Source organism: Pseudomonas sp. TNT2022 ID1044 (assembly GCF_028656895.1).
GTDB lineage: Bacteria > Pseudomonadota > Gammaproteobacteria > Pseudomonadales > Pseudomonadaceae > Aquipseudomonas > Aquipseudomonas reinekei.
Map to the genome: position 1 here is coordinate 78,377 of NZ_JAMDHB010000009.1, position 16,540 is coordinate 94,916.

Sequence of the window (16,540 nt, forward strand, 5' to 3'; positions counted from 1 at the left end):
CGCAGCCGTCGGCAGTTCCTACAGAGATAAGCCGAATCCTGTAGGAGCGGCCGACGGCTGCGATCTTTTGATTTCGAAGGGTAATCAGCGCAGGGTATCAACCATCTCCGCCACCGTCGTCAAAACATCTTTGCCCAACTGCTTCGAGCGTTTACCCGACCACCCCGTCAGCGGGTTCGGATGATCGTCGTGATCCTTGAACGGCATTTCCAGAGTCAGTGACAGGCAGTCGTATTTCTGGCCAACGCTGTTGCACGCCAGTGTCATGTTGGCCTTGCCCGGTTCGTCGCGGGTGTAGCCGTATTTGGTCTGGAAGTCCTTGGTGGTGCGCTTCAAGTGGTTGCGGAAGTGTTCTTCGAGCTTTTCGATGCGCGGGGTGTAACCCGGGTTGCCTTCGCAAGCGGCGGTGAAGACGTGCGGGATTTCTTCGTCGCCGTGCACGTCGATGAACAAATCGACGCCGTATTGTTCCATCTGCTGCTGTACGAAAAACACTTCCGGGCTGATTTCCGGGCTGGCGTTCTGCCACGCGCGGTTCAGGTCCTGGCCCATGGCGTTGGTGCGCAGGTGACCGTGGAAGGCGCCGTCCGGGTTCATGTTCGGCACCAGGTACAGGTCGGCGCTGGCCAGCAGTTTGTTCAGTACCGGGTCGTCGTGGTGTTCCAGGCGTTCGATGACGCCTTCCATGAACCATTCGGCCATGTGTTCACCCGGATGTTGCTGGGCGATGATCCACACTTTGCGCTGGCCTTCGGCGCCGGTGCCTTTGCGCAGTAACTGAATGTCGCGACCTTCGACGCTTTTGCCGGTTGCCAGCAGTTCGGTGCCGGCCTTGGTCAGCGCCTGCTCGATCAGCCAGTCGTGGCGGCCGCGGCTGTAGGGTTCGAAGTAGGCGAACCAGGCGTGGGTCTGGGAGGCTTCAAGGCAGAAGCGCAGACAGTCACCTTCAAAGATGGTCGGTACGCGGAACCAGTTGACGTGGTCGTAGGAAGCGACCGCCTGATAACCATCCCAAGCCTTGTTGTAGGAAGACTGGCTGGCATTGTTCAGGCGAAACCAATGCTCCTGGCCAACGTGCAGGCCGCTGGCTTTGAAGTGGAACCATTGGAAGTGGTTGCTTTTGGTGTCGGGGCGGATCGCCAGCAGTGGCTTGAGCGGGTCGCTAAGGTCGATGACTTGAATGTTGCCGCTGTCGAAGTTGGCGCTGATGTCGAAAGAGGATTTAGCCACGGTCATAATCGGTTCCTGAATATGATTTTTATGGCGGCTACTTTACACGCAAGATTGAGGTGAAACCGAGGGATATTGCGGGGTGGAGCGGGGGCGTCTTCCTTGACGCGGTCGCAGCTTAGAGATTGTGCGATTGATTCTCAAGTGCTATTTACCATTAGTTTGCCCCAATGATCACAGGGTTCTCTTGCCAACAAATATTCTTTTGATATCATCCGCGCCATCGAATGTGCGGCACCTGAAGACTTCATTAGCCTGAAGCTATAAGCCAGAAAACTGGCAAAAAAAGACCCGGCAAAAAGCCGGGTCAAAAACCGTGATTAGCCTGATGAGGAGATAGTCCAGGAGACCGACCTAAGGTCCCTGGTCCATCGACTGATCTCTCGACCAGTTGTTGCAATAATAATCATTCTCGTTTGCAAGTCAAACGTTTTTATCTTGGCGATTGGAAAATTCTTTCCCGTCCTCTCTTTTTCACCTTCGCTTCAAGCGTTCTGGTGACACTCCAACGATCTGTCCACCATGGCTCTGGCCATGTCGATCATGTGCACCGCCGAAAACGCCAGGTCCCGGTTTGAACCCTGCAGATGGCTGGCTGACTCGGAAGCCGTCGCCGCCGCACATCGCAACAGGTCCGACGCATGGACCAGCGCTTCCTCACTTTTGATATTGCGATTTACGTCGAAGAAGCGCTCCACGACCTGCTCCTCTGAAACAGCTGGTTTCAAGTAATAGTCCAGTGCCCGCTGTGCAGCGGCGGAGCCTTTTGGTGAAGTGAGCGAGGTGTCGATTTGAAGATCGGGCAGGTCGTTGGCGGGTTGGTTCATGGTGATGGCAAGCTCCGTGATAGATTCAGATCCGTGAACTCATCCTAGTACGATCTGTATTTGTGACGATAAATTAAATACTACAATTTGTGTTTTGATGGCTGGAGCCTGCCACGTATCGTGCCGCACATGGATAAATGGATTGAATTGGTCAAGGCCAAGATGAGTGAACTCAAAGTCACTCAAGAGATACTCGCCGAGCGCCTCGGGATGTCCCAGGGTGGCGTCGGGCATTGGCTGACAAAACGCCGTCAGCCCGGCATCGACGACATGAATCGGGTCTTGCAGGCCCTAGGCCTGGGGTTCCTCGAAGTGGCGCTGGTGATCAGGGAGCCGGGGGAGTCGCAGGACGACGAGGTTTCCCTGAAGCAAAAGTACAACCCGTACTTCCGTTACCCGGTCAGCGACTGGCGGGATACCGGCAAGCTGCGTGATGGCGAACAGGCACCGTACCGCTTCGAATTGTCCGACTACCACGCTCAAGGCGCGGCTTTCTGGTTGACCGTGGTGGGCGATGCGATGACCGCGCCGAAGGGCCCCAGCATCGCCGAGGGCATGTTGATCCTGGTGGACCCGGATGTGGACGCCGTACCGGGCAAACTGGTAATCGCGCAGTGGCAGGACAGCAGCGAGGCGATTTTTCGCAAGTTGATCGAAGAGGGCGGGCAGCGTTACCTGGTCCCGCTCAATCCGACGTATCCGAAAGCCCTTTACACCGGCGAGTGCCGAATCATCGGCGTGGTGGTTCAGGCAACAGCCAGGTTCTGATCAGATCGGTCCACGCAATGCGTAGGACCGATCTTCATTTCACGCTTCTTCCAGTTCGACCAACGCACTGCCTTCGCTGACCATCTCGCCTTCCTGGCAATACAGCGCCTTGATCACACCCGCGTGGGGTGCACGGATGCTGTGCTCCATCTTCATCGCTTCCAGTACCACCAATTGCGCCCCGGCTTCGACCGTTTGCCCGGCTTCTACCAACACTCGAACGATGCTGCCGTTCATGGGCGCAGTCAGGCCGCCCTGATGGCTGTGGCTGGCTTCAACGGCACTGATCGGGTCGTAGGACTCGATACGGCGCAGTTCACCGTCCCATTGCAAATACACACAATCATCACGACGGATCGCCCGCTGCTGGCGACGCACACCCTCGCGGTCGGTCAGCAGATACTCGCCCCGCAGTTGAGCGTTGATCTCGCCCAACGTCAGCGCGCGATCCTGGCCTTCGCAACTCAGGTGCAGGGTGATTTCTGCGGGCAAACCGGCGCGCAAACCGTTGCCGTTGACCCATGGCGAACTCAGGTCATCAGCTCGCGGCGCGCGACGCTGGCCCAGGGCAAATACTTGGGCGGCGGCTTGCCAGAACTCGTCGCTGAGCGGTGCTGGCGCCGGCAACAGCTGTTCCTGATAACGCGGGATGAAACCGGTATCCAGTTCCGCCTCGGCAAACGCCGGGTGGCCGATGATCCGCCGCAGGAAGTTGATGTTGGTCTTGAGCCCGCCAATCGCGAATTCATCGAGCATGCTCAGCAGGCGCAGGCGCGCCTGTTCGCGATCCTCGCCCCAGGCAATCAGCTTGCCGAGCATCGGGTCGTAGAACGGCGAAATCTCATCGCCTTCTTCGACGCCGCTGTCGACGCGGCGCCCCGGCCCCTCAGCGGATTCGCGATACAAGTCCAGACACCCGGTCGCCGGCAAAAAGTCATTGGCCGGGTCTTCGGCGTACAGCCGCACTTCAATCGCATGGCCGATCAGGGGCACTTGCTCCTGGGTCATCGGCAACGCTTCGCCGCGCGCCACGCGAATCTGCCAGGCCACCAGATCGAGGCCGGTGATGGCTTCGGTGACCGGATGTTCCACTTGCAGGCGCGTGTTCATCTCCATGAAGAAGAACTCACCGCGCGCATCCAGCAAAAACTCCACGGTGCCGGCACCGACATAACCGATGGCCTGCGCCGAACGCACGGCGGCTTCACCCATGGCGCGACGCTGTTCCGGGCTCAAGCCCGGCGCCGGTGCTTCTTCAACGACTTTCTGGTGCCGACGCTGGATCGAGCAGTCACGTTCGTTGAGGTACAGGCAGTTGCCATGCTGATCAGCGAACACCTGGATTTCCACGTGACGCGGTTTGAGCAGGTATTTCTCCACCAGCATCCGCGAATCACCAAACGACGATTGCGCTTCACGCTGGGCCGAGGCCAGGGCTTCGGCCAGTTGGCTGACGTCCTCGACGACTTTCATGCCCTTGCCGCCGCCGCCCGCCGTGGCCTTGAGCAACACCGGATAGCCAATGCGCTCGCAGGCGTCGCGAAAGGTGTCGAGGTCTTGAGCTTCACCGTGATAACCCGGCACCAGCGGCACGCCGGCCGTTTCCATCAAGGCTTTGGCCGCGGACTTGCTGCCCATGGCGTCGATAGCCGAGGCGGGTGGGCCGAGGAAGATCAGGCCAGCCGCTTCGATGGCGCGGGCGAACCCGGCGTTCTCCGACAGAAAACCATAGCCGGGGTGAATCGCCTGGGCGCCGCTGGCCTTGGCGGCGGCGATCAGTTTGTCGATTTGCAGATAGCTGTCGGCGGCTTTGCTGCCACCGAGGTCGACCCGAATGTCGGCTTCGCGGCTGTGGCGGGCGTCACGGTCGGTGGCGCTGTGCACGGCCACGGTGGTCAGGCCAAGGGCCTTGGCGGTGCGCATCACCCGGCAGGCGATTTCGCCACGGTTGGCCACCAGCAGGGACGTAATAACCGGTGCGCTCATCAACGCGGCTCCTTGTTGGTGGTTTCGGCTTGCCAGCTCGGTGGACGCTTTTGCAGGAAGGCGCGCAGGCCTTCCTGGCCTTCGGGGCTGACGCGGATGCGGGCGATGGCGTTTTCGGTGTAGCGGCGCAATGCCGGGGTCAGTGAGCCGTCGCCGACTTCACGCAGCAAGTCCTTGCTGGCGCGCATGGCAGCGGGGCTGTTGAGCAGCAGGCTGTCGACCCACTGATCGACTTTCTGCTCCAGCTCGGCAATCGGACAGCTTTCCGACAACAGACCCAGTTCCCGCGCCCGTTGCCCGCCAAAGCGCTCAGCGGTCAGGGCGTAGCGGCGGGTGGCGCGTTCGCCGATGGCTTGCACCACGAACGGGCTGATCACGGCCGGCGCCAGGCCGATGCGCACTTCCGACAGGCAGAACTGCGCGTCATCGGCACCGATGGCCATGTCGCAGCAACTGATCAGGCCCAGCGCGCCGCCGAAGGCTGCGCCTTGCACCACTGCCAGGGTCGGGACTTTCAGTTTGGCCAGGTTGTACATCAACTCCGCCAGTTCCCGGGCGTCGTCGAGGTTGGTGTGGTAATCGAGTTCGGCCGATTGCTGCATCCAGGCCAGGTCGGCGCCGGCACTGAAATGCTTGCCGCGACCACGCACGATCAGGAAACGCAGGCTGGCATCACTCGCGACCTTGTCGAGGGCGAGGATCAGTTCGCGGATCATTTCGGCGTTGAAAGCGTTGTTCTTTTCTTCACGGCTGAGCCAGAGAGTCGCAAAACCCCGTGGGTCGGTCAGCAGTTCGAGGGTGTTGAAGTCGCTCATGATTTTCTCCCGATCACATCCGGAACACGCCGAAGCGGCTCGGTTCGATTGGCGCGTTCAACGACGCGGACAAGGCCAGGGCCAGTACGTCGCGGGTCTGGGCCGGGTCGATGACACCGTCGTCCCACAAGCGCGCGCTGGAATAATAGGGGTGACCCTGCTCTTCGTATTGGTCGAGGATCGGTTGCTTGATCTGGGCTTCCTGCTCGGCGCTGAAACCCTGGCCGCTGCGTTCGGCCTGTTCGCGTTTGACCTGCACCAGCACGCCGGCTGCCTGTTCGGCGCCCATCACGCCGATGCGCGCATTCGGCCACATCCACAGGAAGCGCGGATCGTAGGCACGACCGCACATGCCGTAGTTACCGGCACCGAAACTGCCGCCGATGATCACGGTGAATTTCGGCACCTTGGCGCAGGCCACCGCCGTCACCAGTTTTGCACCGTGCTTGGCGATACCGCCGGCCTCGTATTTCTGGCCGACCATGAAGCCGGTGATGTTCTGCAGGAACAACAGCGGGATGCCACGCTGACAGGCCAGCTCGATAAAGTGCGCGCCTTTCTGCGCGGCTTCGGCGAACAGAATGCCGTTGTTGGCAAGGATCGCGATCGGGTAACCGTGCAGGTAGGCAAAACCACACACCAGCGTCGTTCCGAACAGCGCTTTGAACTCGTCGAACACCGATCCGTCCACCAGTCGCGCAATCACTTCGCGCACGTCGAACGGTTGCTTGGCGTCGGCCGGGACCACGCCGTACAACTCGTCACTGCGGTAGAGCGGGGCGATTGGCGTGCGTTGCTGAACCTCGCCTTGCTTGCGCCAGTTGAGGTTGGCCACGCTGCGTCGCGCGATGGCGAGGGCGTGCTCATCGCTTTCGGCGTAATGGTCGGCCACCCCGGAAATCTTGCAGTGCACATCCGCCCCGCCCAGATCTTCGGCGCTGACCACTTCACCGGTCGCGGCCTTCACCAGCGGCGGGCCGGCGAGGAAGATTGTCGCTTGTTCGCGGACCATGATCGCTTCGTCAGCCATGGCCGGCACATACGCGCCACCCGCGGTGCAGGAACCCATGACCACGGCGATCTGCGGGATGCCCATGGCGCTCATATTGGCCTGGTTGAAGAAGATTCGGCCGAAGTGCTCGCGGTCCGGGAACACTTCATCCTGGCGCGGCAGGTTGGCGCCGCCGGAGTCCACCAGGTAGATGCACGGCAGGCGGTTCTGCTGGGCGATGGTCTGGGCGCGCAGGTGTTTCTTCACGGTCAGCGGGTAGTACGAGCCGCCTTTTACCGTGGCGTCGTTGGCGACGATCATGCATTCGACGCCTTCGACGCGGCCGATCCCGGCAATCACGCCAGCCGCGGGCACGTCTTCGCCATACACCTCGTAAGCCGCCAGCTGGCTGATTTCAAGAAACGGCGAACCTGGATCGAGCAGGCGATTGATGCGCTCGCGAGGCAGCAATTTGCCCCTCGAAGTGTGGCGTTCCTGAGCCTTCGGGCCACCGCCTTGCGCGACTTGGGCGAGCAGGGTGTGAAGGGCGTCGACCTGTTTGAGCATCGCCGCGCTATTAGCCGCGAATTCCGCTGAACGAGGGTTGAGCTGGGTATGCAAGATAGCCATGGACAGCTCCGTTTTAGCGGGTTTCGTTAAACAGTTCGCGACCGATCAGCATGCGACGGATCTCACTGGTGCCGGCGCCGATTTCGTACAGCTTGGCGTCACGCAACAGACGGCCCGCCGGGAATTCATTGATGTAGCCATTGCCGCCGAGAATCTGGATCGCGTCGAGGGCCATTTGCGTGGCACGTTCGGCGCTGTAGAGGATCACCCCGGCGGCGTCTTTGCGCGTGGTTTCGCCGCGCTCACAGGCCTGGGCCACGGCGTACAGGTAGGCGCGGCTGGCGTTGAGTTGGGTGTACATGTCGGCGACCTTGCCCTGAATCAGCTGGAATTCGCCGATGCTTTGGCCGAACTGCTTGCGGTCGTGGATATAAGGAACGATCAGATCCATGCAAGCCTGCATGATCCCGGTCGGGCCGCCGGACAGCACGACGCGCTCGTAGTCGAGGCCGCTCATCAGCACTTTCACGCCGCCGTTGAGCACGCCGAGGATGTTCTCTTCCGGGACTTCGACGTCATCGAAGAACAGCTCACAGGTGTTCGAACCGCGCATGCCGAGCTTGTCGAACTTGTTGCTGCGACTGAAGCCTTTCCAGTCTCGCTCGACGATAAAAGCGGTGATGCCGTGAGGGCCCTTTTCGAGGTCGGTCTTGGCGTAAATCACGTAGGTGTTGGCGTCCGGACCGTTGGTGATCCAGGTCTTGCTGCCGTTGAGCACGTACTTGTCGCCGCGTTTGTCGGCGCGCAGTTTCATCGAGACCACGTCGGAACCGGCGTTCGGTTCGCTCATGGCCAGGGCGCCGATGTGCTCGCCGCTGATCAGTTTGGGCAGGTACCTGGATTTCTGTTCGTGATTGCCGTTGCGATTGATCTGGTTGACGCAGAGGTTGGAGTGGGCGCCGTAGGACAGTGCAACGGAAGCCGATCCGCGGCTGATTTCTTCCATCGCCACCACGTGCGCCAGGTAACCCAGGCCGGCACCGCCGTACTCTTCCGGCACGGTAATGCCCAGCAGGCCCATGTCGCCGAATTTGCGCCACAGGTCCGCGGGGAACAGGTTGTCGATGTCGATCTGAGCGGCGCGCGGGGCGATCTCTTTGGCGACAAAGGACTGAACCTGATCGCGCAGCATGTCGATGGTTTCACCGAGGGCAAAGTTCAGGGATGGGTAGCTCATGGGTCACCTTTTGGCTTTTTGTTGGGCGGGGAGAGCCGTGCTTTAGTTCTCACCTTTACGTTAACGTAAGCCTGTGACGAAAGGCTGTCAATCGCCCTTTACGTTAACGTCAACTTGAGCGAGAGTAGAGGCAGTTCAAGATAGAACGCGGAGCGACTTTGTGGGAGCGAGCCAGCTCGCGAATGCGTCGGATCAGTCGACATCATTGTTGGATTTTCTGGCCTCTCGCGAGCTGGGCTCGCTCCCACAGGTATCCGTCGGTAACCCATTAATAAAGACAATAGGGGTCGTCATGGATCAACCCAGTGCAAGTCCGCAACGCAGTTACACCCGCGGTTCCCAGGACAAAGCCTTGCTGGCGATGACCATTGGCCAGGCGTTCGATAACACGGTCGCACAGTACCCGGCCGGGGAAGCGCTGGTGGTGCGCCATCAACAGTTGCGCTACACCTGGCAACAACTGGCGGACGCCGCGGACCTGCACGCCAGAGCGCTGCTGGCATTGGGGCTGCAAACCGGTGACCGCCTCGGCATCTGGGCGCCGAACTGCGCGCAGTGGTGCATCACGCAGATCGCCACGGCAAAAATCGGCGTGATTCTGGTGAACATCAACCCCGCCTACCGCAGTTCCGAACTCGAATACGTATTGAAGCAATCCGGTTGCCAATGGCTGGTGTGCGCCGGGGCCTTCAAGACCTCCAACTACCACGCCATGTTGCAAGGACTGGTGCCGGAGCTGGCGGAACAATCCATCGGAAAGCTGAGCAGCGAACGACTGCCGGAGTTGCGGGGCGTCGTCAGCCTGGATGCGCAGCCGCCCAGTGGTTTCCTGCCGTGGTCGCAACTGGCTGACCTGGCAGGCGGTGTGTCGGTCGAACACTTGCGCGAGCGCCAGGACAGCCTGCATTTCGATCAGGCGGTGAACATCCAGTACACCTCCGGCACCACCGGTTTTCCGAAGGGTGCGACCCTCAGTCACTACAACATTCTCAACAACGGTTACATGGTTGGCGAAAGCCTCGGCTTGACCGCCGCTGATCGCCTGGTGATCCCCGTGCCGTTGTATCACTGCTTCGGCATGGTCATGGGCAATCTCGGCTGCATCACTCACGGCAGCACCATGATTTACCCCAACGATGCGTTTGATCCACTGCTGACGCTCGGCACCGTCGCCGAAGAGAACGCCACGGCGCTGTACGGCGTGCCGACCATGTTCATCGCCATGCTCGATCAGCCGCAGCGTGCCGAATTCGATCTGTCGAGCCTACGCACCGGGATCATGGCGGGGGCGACGTGCCCCATCGAAGTGATGCGCCGGGTCATCAGTGAAATGCACATGAGCGAAGTGCAGATTGCCTACGGCATGACGGAAACCAGCCCGGTGTCGTTGCAGACCGGTCCGTCAGACGAACTGGAACTGCGTGTGACCACCGTCGGCCGCACTCAGCCGCAGCTGGAAAGCAAGATCATCGATGACGCCGGCAACCTGGTTCCGCGCGGCACCATCGGTGAGCTGTGCACACGCGGCTACAGCGTGATGCTGGGTTACTGGAACAATCCCGAAGGCACCGCGCAAGCCATCGATCAGGCAGGCTGGATGCACACCGGTGATCTGGCGAGCATGAATGACGAGGGTTATGTGTGCATCGCCGGGCGTAACAAGGACATGATCATTCGCGGCGGCGAGAACGTTTATCCGCGTGAGCTGGAAGAGTTTTTCTTCACCCATCCGGCGGTTGCGGATGTGCAGGTGATCGGCATTCCTTGCTCGCGCTATGGCGAAGAGATTGTCGCCTGGATCAAGTTCCATCCGGGCCACAGCGCCACCGAGCAAGAACTGCAAACCTGGTGCAAGGAGCGCATCGCGCACTTCAAGACGCCGCGTTACTTCAAGTTCGTCGAGGAGTTTCCGATGACAGTGACCGGGAAGATCCAGAAATTTCGCATGCGCGAGATCAGTATCGAGGAGCTCAAAGCGATACCGTAGGAGCCGGCTTGCTGGCGATGCAGGCGCCGCGGTCCATCAGGCAGACCGCGTCATCGTTCATCGCTGGCAAGCCAGCTCCTGCAGGCAGGAATTCCAAAACGCAGGCAGCACAAAGGGGAGCCGAAGCTCCCCTTTAATTTTCGTTGCGCGTGCTCTTTTTTTATTATTGAGGGGCGGTCTGTTTTTGTTTTTAGTGACCGTTACCCTTTACCGCTGTTTTTGGCGATCCCCATCCGGGATCAAGAGCAAACGTATTTTTTTGAGCGCTGATCTACTTTCTCGCTGAGCGATCCAACCAGTTCGGGAGCTACCTGAAGGTAGTTTTATTATTCTCTGCCCGGTTGCGGGTAACTCCTAAAAGCACCCTGAAAAGCACATCTTCTCCAAAAAAATCTGTTAGCTGCGTCTCTGCCGTGTTGTTTTTGTTATGTCAGAGTCGTTACGTCTTGTTTTTATTAGGGTTGCCGCAATTTTTTATTCTTGTTGTGCGATAGAGATAGCAGGAGCCGTGCCAACTTTTAAAAATCCTTTAAAAACAAGTGTTTGTGATTTTGTAAGGTTTTTCGCATCAGGTTAAATCCTGCATTTTGTTTCCGTGTTACTCGAATGCGCCCACGCTTCTGAGGTAGCGGTAACACCCGGACACATTCCCCCCACTCAGTGTGCGCTGCGGGCCTTGGCCACCCGAGAACCTGTTGGGCGCCCCAGTACAGAGCAAATCTGCTGGCCGGCGAGGATCAACGCGTCCAGGTCGATTCCGGTTTCGATGCCAAGGCCGTTGAGCAGGTACACCACGTCTTCGGTGGCGACGTTACCGCTGGCGCCCTTGGCGTAAGGGCAGCCACCGAGGCCGGCGATAGAACTGTCGAATACCGAGATGCCCTCCAGCAGGCTGGCGTAGATGTTGGCCATGGCCTGACCGTAGGTGTCATGGAAATGCCCGGCCAGTTTTTCTCGCGGAACATCAGCCGACACCACGTCGAACATCTTGCGCGTTGCGCCAGCAGTACCGGTGCCGATGGTGTCGCCCAACGAAACCTCATAACAGCCCATGGCGTAGAGCTCGCGGGCCACCCGTGCGACCTGCTCCGGCGCGACGTCACCTTCATAAGGGCAGCCCAGGACACAGGACACGTACCCGCGCACCGTCACACCGTGCTGCTTGGCCGCATCCATGATCGGTACGAAGCGCGCCAGGCTTTCGCTGATAGAGCAATTGATGTTGCGTTGGGAAAACGCCTCGGAGGCTGCGGCGAACACCGCGACCTCTTTCACGCCACTGGCCAGGGCATCTTCAAAACCGCGCAGGTTGGGGGCGAGGGCGCCATAGGTAACGCTTGGCTTGCGCTGAATCTGTGCGAAAACCTCGGCGGAACCGGCCATCTGTGGCACCCATTTGGGCGACACGAAACTGCCAACTTCTATATAGCCCAGGCCAGCAGCCGTGAGTGCGTCGACCAGTTGCACCTTGTCGGTAACACTGATGGGCCGGGCTTCGTTTTGCAGACCGTCGCGCGGGCCGACTTCGACAAGGCGTACGTGGGTGGGGAGGGGCATGGGGATCGACCTGTGATTTTTGTCTTGAGGCTACAAAGATCCTGTGGGAGCGGCGGTGCGACGATTCCACAGGGAATTGTGTCGGGTTATTGAACCGATTCCTGGCTTTTGAGCGTCTGCTCCAGCGCCTGCACGCAGCGCTCTTCCGCAGTATCCAGCTCAAGCTTCATCTGTTCGATGTCCAGCAACTGTTGCTCCAGCTGTTCCCGGCGTTCGCTGATTTTTGCCAGCATGCTGTGCAGTTGCTTGGTGTTACCGCTGGACGGGTCGTAGAGCTCGATCAGTTCGCGGCATTCGGCCAACGAGAAACCGATGCGCTTGCCCCGCAGGATCAGCTTCAGGCTGACTTTGTCACGGGGCGAGTAAATGCGTTCCTGACCACGGCGCTCGGGGCTGAGCAGGCCTTGTTCTTCATAGAAGCGAATGGCCCGGGTAGTGATGTCGAGCTCGCGGGCAAGGTCGGAGATGCTGTAGGTCTGGCTGCTCATGGAAGCGCTCGCAAAAGGTCATGGCGCTAAGCTAATGGCAGGTTGACGTTTACGTCAAGGGGGATTGATTTTCGCTGTTCTTGCTGGCCCCATCGAGAGCAGGCTCGCACACAGTGGTTCTTCATTGAACTCAATATCTGTGTACGAAAAATCATCCTTGTGGGAGCGAGCCTGTTCGCGAAGAAGTCACCTTGGTATCAAGTCCTACAGCTTCTCGAGCTTCTTCTCATGCGCCGTCACCTGTTGGCACAACTCGATCATCTGCTCGCGCATCCAGCGGTTGGCCGGGTCCTGGTCGGTGCTTTCGTGCCAGTAAAGGTGGGTTTCCACGGGCGGCACGTCGTTGACCGGCAGGTTGAAGGCGTGCAAATCGTTACGGCGGGCGAAGCGTTCCGGCACGGTCATGACCATGTCCGTTTGCTGCATTACCTGTGAGGCCATCAGGTAATGCTGGGAGCGCAGGGCGATCTTGCGCTGGATGCCCATCTTGCCCAGGGCCAGGTCGACATAGCCCAGACCGCTTCGACGGCTGGAAATATGGATATGGGTCAGGCTCAGGTATTCATCGAGTGTCAGCTTTTCCTTGCTCGCCAGCGGATGCCCCTTGCGCATGGCGCAGACATAACGATCTTCCATCAATTTGACGTGGCGCACTTGCGGGTCGGTGTTGAGCGGTGCATCCACGGCGAAATCAAGGCGGCCAGCCGCCAGTTCCTTGGTGGTTTCGCGGCGCTTGGACAGGAAGCTTTCGATGATCACCGTCGGTGCGAGACGCCGCAGGCGCTGGAACAGCGGCGGCAGGATCACCGCTTCGGTGAGGTCGGTCATGCTGATGCGGTAAGTCTTGTTCGCCTGCTGCGGATTGAAAATGCGGCTTTCCTGAACGGAAATGCGCAGCAGCGAGAGGGCGTTACGCACCGGCCCGATGATGTTCTGCGCCATCGGCGTGGGCACCATGCCCTGGGCGGTTCGCACGAACAACGGGTCGTTGAAGGTCTCGCGCAACCGGGCCAGAGCGTTCGACACCGCCGGTTGGGTAATGCCCACGATCTGCCCGGCACGGGTCAGGTTGGCTTCGGTGTAGATCGCGTCGAAGACGATGAAAAGGTTGAGGTCGACCTTGCTCAGATTCATTACGCGGTTCTCTTATTGTATGGATGGGCTGACCGTGACGATCAGCCGATCATATATCGGTGATGAATGTTTATACACGCCGAGAATAGGCTAGGTAAATTATCAGCGCTGTTCTAGCATCGATACATGACCTAAAACAACCTCCCCCAAGAAGGTATCTCGCTCATGGATTTCGCTTATTCGCCCAAGGTTCAGGAACTGCGTGAGCGCGTAACAGCGTTCATGGACACCTACGTCTATCCCGCCGAAGCCGTGTTCGAGCGCCAGGTTGCCGAGGGTGACCGCTGGCAGCCGACGGCAATCATGGAAGAACTCAAACTCAAGGCCAAGGCTGAGGGCCTGTGGAATTTGTTTCTGCCTGAGTCCGAACTCGGCGCCGGCCTGACCAACCTCGAATACGCGCCATTGGCGGAAATCATGGGCCGTTCGCTGCTGGGGCCGGAGCCGTTCAACTGCTCGGCGCCGGACACCGGCAACATGGAAGTGTTGGTGCGCTATGCCAACGAAGAGCAAAAACAGCGCTGGCTCGAACCGCTGCTGCGTGGCGAGATCCGCTCGGCGTTCGCCATGACTGAACCGGACGTTGCGTCCTCCGATGCCACCAACATGGCGGCCCGTGCAGTGCGCGACGGTGACCAGTGGGTCATCAATGGCAAGAAATGGTGGACGTCAGGTGCATGCGATCCGCGCTGCAAGATCCTGATCTTCATGGGGCTGAGCAACCCCGATGCGCCGCGCCATGCCCAGCACTCGATGATTCTGGTGCCGGTGGACGCTCCCGGCGTGAAGATCGTGCGCCCGCTGCCGGTGTTCGGTTACGACGACGCGCCCCATGGTCACGCCGAAGTGCATTTCGAAAACGTGCGGGTGCCGTACGAAAACGTCCTGTTGGGCGAAGGACGAGGTTTTGAAATCGCCCAAGGTCGCCTCGGCCCGGGCCGGATTCACCACTGCATGCGTTCGATCGGCATGGCTGAGCGGGCGCTGGAACTGATGTGCAAGCGCTCGGTGAACCGCACCGCGTTCGGCAAGCCTCTGGCGCGCCTGGGCGGCAACATCGACAAGATTGCCGACTCGCGGATGGAAATCGACATGGCGCGGCTGCTGACGTTGAAAGCGGCGTACATGATGGACACCGTCGGCAACAAAGTGGCGAAAAGCGAAATCGCGCAGATCAAGGTTGTGGCGCCGAACGTGGCGCTGCGGGTGATCGACCGGGCGATCCAGATGCACGGCGGGGCAGGGGTGTCCAACGATTTTCCGCTGGCCTACATGTACGCCATGCAACGCACCCTGCGTCTGGCCGACGGCCCGGACGAAGTGCACCGCGCGGCGATCGGCAAATTCGAGATTGGCAAGTATGTGCCGAAAGAAATGATGCGTAGCGGGCAGTGACACCACGGTATCTTTTCTGATGAGTGAATACTGGTGGCGAGGGAGCAAGCTCCCTCGCCACATTTTTCAGTGTTTCAATACACCCAAACCTCAACCCGCCGATTCTTGATCCGCCCTTCATCCGCACTGTTGGCCGCCACCGGCATCTCGGCGCCAAAGCCGCGAATCTCGCGCAACACCACACCGCTTTTCACCAGCTCCCGGCGTACCGCCATGGCCCGTAGTTTCGACAACAGATCGGCCCGCGCCGGGTCATCCTTGGCATCGCCGAACCCTACGAGTGTCACCTGCCGATCTGTCTTTTCGTGCTGCTCTATATAGTCGAGTACCCGGGTCAAGTCTTGCCGCGCCTTGTTGTCCAGAGTGGCGCTGCCTTCGTCGAAGCGGAAATTCACCGACAGCCGCTGGGCGTGACGACTGAGTGCCTGATAGCCCTCGGGCATCAGTGCATTCGGGGCGACGGCCATGGCCTGTACGGTCTGGGCGATAAAGCCGTTGGCAGCAACAATCGCCTGGCCTTTGCTGCTTTGGGCGAACGTCACCAGCGCTTGCGCCCAGGGATTTTTCCCGGCGGGCGGCAGGTAAAAAAACAAGCGGCGCGACAGCGGATAATCTTCCGTGGCGATCAGGCTGTTGAGTGGCAGCATGGCCTGTGACTGCCCATCGACAATCGCTACCGCTTTGGCCTGGCGTACGTAAGGCAAACCTATAAAACCGATACCCTGCGGGTCCGCACTGACGGCATCGGACAACTGTTCGCTGGATTCGAAGCGTTTCGTTGTACTGCTGAGACTTTTCCCACGAGGGCTCAGAACCAATTCCTTGAAGGTGTCGTAGGTGCCGGACTGATCATCCCGCGCATAAAGATGAATTGTCCCACCGCTGCCGCCGAGTTCTTCCCAGGTTTTGACCTCGCCACTGAAAATCCGCGCCAGTTGCACGGTGTCCAGTTGGTTCAGCGGATTTTGCGGGTGAAGGATGATTGCCAGGCCGTCGATGGCAATGACCTGCTCAGCGCCAGGACTTTTCAGGTCGCCGAAAGAGTCGAGGCTCAGCAGTTCGCTGTCCTTGATCGGGCGTGAGGACGCGGCGAGGTCGGCGCTGCCGTTTTTCAGCGCACTGAAACCGGTGCTGGAGCCATGGGCCGCGAGTTCCACTTCCACCCGACGGCCTTCAGCGGTCTCAGCGACAACCCGCATTTCATTGGCCTTGTCCGGCGCTTCACTGTGAACCTTGAGCAGGCCCTGTTCGCGCAGCAGCCCTTCGACCAACGCCGGGCCCAACGCTGCGCCGATGGTGTTGGAACCCTGGATGCGCAGCACCGGGCCATGGTCGGGCAGCGGCAACGCGCCGGCCGCGGCCGTTTGCGGCAATCCGAGGCACAGCATCAACAGGAACAATACGCGCAGCGTCATGCCAGCACCTTACATAGCCAAAGGAGGTGTCGGGAGAATAAGTCAGTGAGGTTTCTAAAAGATGACAGTCAAAAGATCGCAGCCTGCGGCCGCGCCTACAGAACATATCTGCTGATTCTGTAGGCGCGGCCGCAGGCTGC

General features: G+C 59.7%; 13 protein-coding genes. 3 read left to right on the plus strand and 10 right to left on the minus strand.

Going from position 1 to position 16,540, the window contains the following annotated elements; translation table 11 throughout:
- Nucleotides 1-84 precede the first annotated feature (84 nt).
- On the minus strand, nt 85-1,236 hold the full coding sequence (locus M5G20_RS13240; RefSeq protein ID WP_273919436.1) for a M14 family metallopeptidase: 1,152 nt from the start codon (nt 1,234-1,236) through the stop codon (nt 85-87).
- A gap of 479 nt (nt 1,237-1,715) precedes the next feature.
- Nucleotides 1,716-2,057, minus strand: a complete 342-nt coding sequence (locus tag M5G20_RS13245) for a DUF6124 family protein (protein WP_150735211.1) — start codon at nt 2,055-2,057, stop codon at nt 1,716-1,718.
- Nucleotides 2,058-2,186: 129 nt separating this feature from the next.
- Here M5G20_RS13245 and M5G20_RS13250 point away from each other — a divergent pair, with 129 nt between their 5' ends.
- Nucleotides 2,187-2,825 (plus strand): LexA family protein, encoded by a 639-nt coding sequence (locus M5G20_RS13250; RefSeq protein ID WP_273919437.1) that lies wholly within the window; start codon nt 2,187-2,189, stop codon nt 2,823-2,825.
- 39 nt (nt 2,826-2,864) lie between these two features.
- On the opposite strand, the gene M5G20_RS13255 is transcribed toward M5G20_RS13250, so the two are convergent.
- From M5G20_RS13255 to M5G20_RS13270, 4 genes are read right to left on the minus strand one after another with little or no spacing between them, the layout of a single operon-like run.
- Complete coding sequence (locus M5G20_RS13255) at nt 2,865-4,811, minus strand: acetyl/propionyl/methylcrotonyl-CoA carboxylase subunit alpha (protein ID WP_273919438.1); 1,947 nt, start codon at nt 4,809-4,811, stop codon at nt 2,865-2,867.
- Entirely contained in the window at nt 4,811-5,626 is an 816-nt protein-coding gene (locus tag M5G20_RS13260; RefSeq protein WP_273919439.1) for a gamma-carboxygeranoyl-CoA hydratase, read from the minus strand. Before M5G20_RS13260 ends, M5G20_RS13255 begins: the two co-directional genes overlap by 1 nt.
- Nucleotides 5,627-5,639: 13 nt before the next feature.
- Nucleotides 5,640-7,247, minus strand: coding sequence for a carboxyl transferase domain-containing protein (locus tag M5G20_RS13265; protein ID WP_273919440.1), 1,608 nt, complete (start codon nt 7,245-7,247; stop codon nt 5,640-5,642).
- Nucleotides 7,248-7,260: 13 nt separating this feature from the next.
- Nucleotides 7,261-8,424: an isovaleryl-CoA dehydrogenase gene (locus M5G20_RS13270; RefSeq protein ID WP_150735206.1), complete on the minus strand. Its 1,164-nt coding sequence runs from the start codon at nt 8,422-8,424 to the stop codon at nt 7,261-7,263.
- A gap of 292 nt (nt 8,425-8,716) precedes the next feature.
- Between M5G20_RS13270 and M5G20_RS13275 the strand changes: the two genes are divergently transcribed.
- Nucleotides 8,717-10,411 carry an AMP-binding protein gene (locus M5G20_RS13275; protein ID WP_273919441.1) on the plus strand — a complete coding sequence of 565 codons (1,695 nt, stop codon included), beginning with the start codon at nt 8,717-8,719 and terminating at the stop codon, nt 10,409-10,411.
- Nucleotides 10,412-11,068: 657 nt separating this feature from the next.
- Here M5G20_RS13275 and M5G20_RS13280 read toward each other — a convergent pair.
- The 3 genes from M5G20_RS13280 to M5G20_RS13290 all read right to left on the minus strand — a co-directional run bounded on the left by M5G20_RS13280 (nt 11,069) and on the right by M5G20_RS13290 (nt 13,590).
- Nucleotides 11,069-11,968, minus strand: a complete 900-nt coding sequence (locus M5G20_RS13280; RefSeq protein ID WP_273919442.1) for a hydroxymethylglutaryl-CoA lyase — start codon at nt 11,966-11,968, stop codon at nt 11,069-11,071.
- An 86-nt stretch (nt 11,969-12,054) separates the two neighbouring features.
- Nucleotides 12,055-12,456, minus strand: coding sequence for a MerR family transcriptional regulator (locus tag M5G20_RS13285; protein WP_007992801.1), 402 nt, complete (start codon nt 12,454-12,456; stop codon nt 12,055-12,057).
- 204 nt (nt 12,457-12,660) lie between these two features.
- On the minus strand, nt 12,661-13,590 hold the full coding sequence (locus M5G20_RS13290; protein WP_273919443.1) for a LysR family transcriptional regulator: 930 nt from the start codon (nt 13,588-13,590) through the stop codon (nt 12,661-12,663).
- Nucleotides 13,591-13,755: 165 nt separating this feature from the next.
- Between M5G20_RS13290 and M5G20_RS13295 the strand changes: the two genes are divergently transcribed.
- Entirely contained in the window at nt 13,756-14,985 is a 1,230-nt protein-coding gene (locus tag M5G20_RS13295; protein WP_150735202.1) for an acyl-CoA dehydrogenase, read from the plus strand.
- Nucleotides 14,986-15,059: 74 nt separating this feature from the next.
- Here the strand turns inward: M5G20_RS13295 and M5G20_RS13300 are convergent, their stop codons facing one another.
- Nucleotides 15,060-16,400 (minus strand): phosphate ABC transporter substrate-binding/OmpA family protein, encoded by a 1,341-nt coding sequence (locus M5G20_RS13300; protein ID WP_273919444.1) that lies wholly within the window; start codon nt 16,398-16,400, stop codon nt 15,060-15,062.
- Nucleotides 16,401-16,540: the final 140 nt, after the last annotated feature.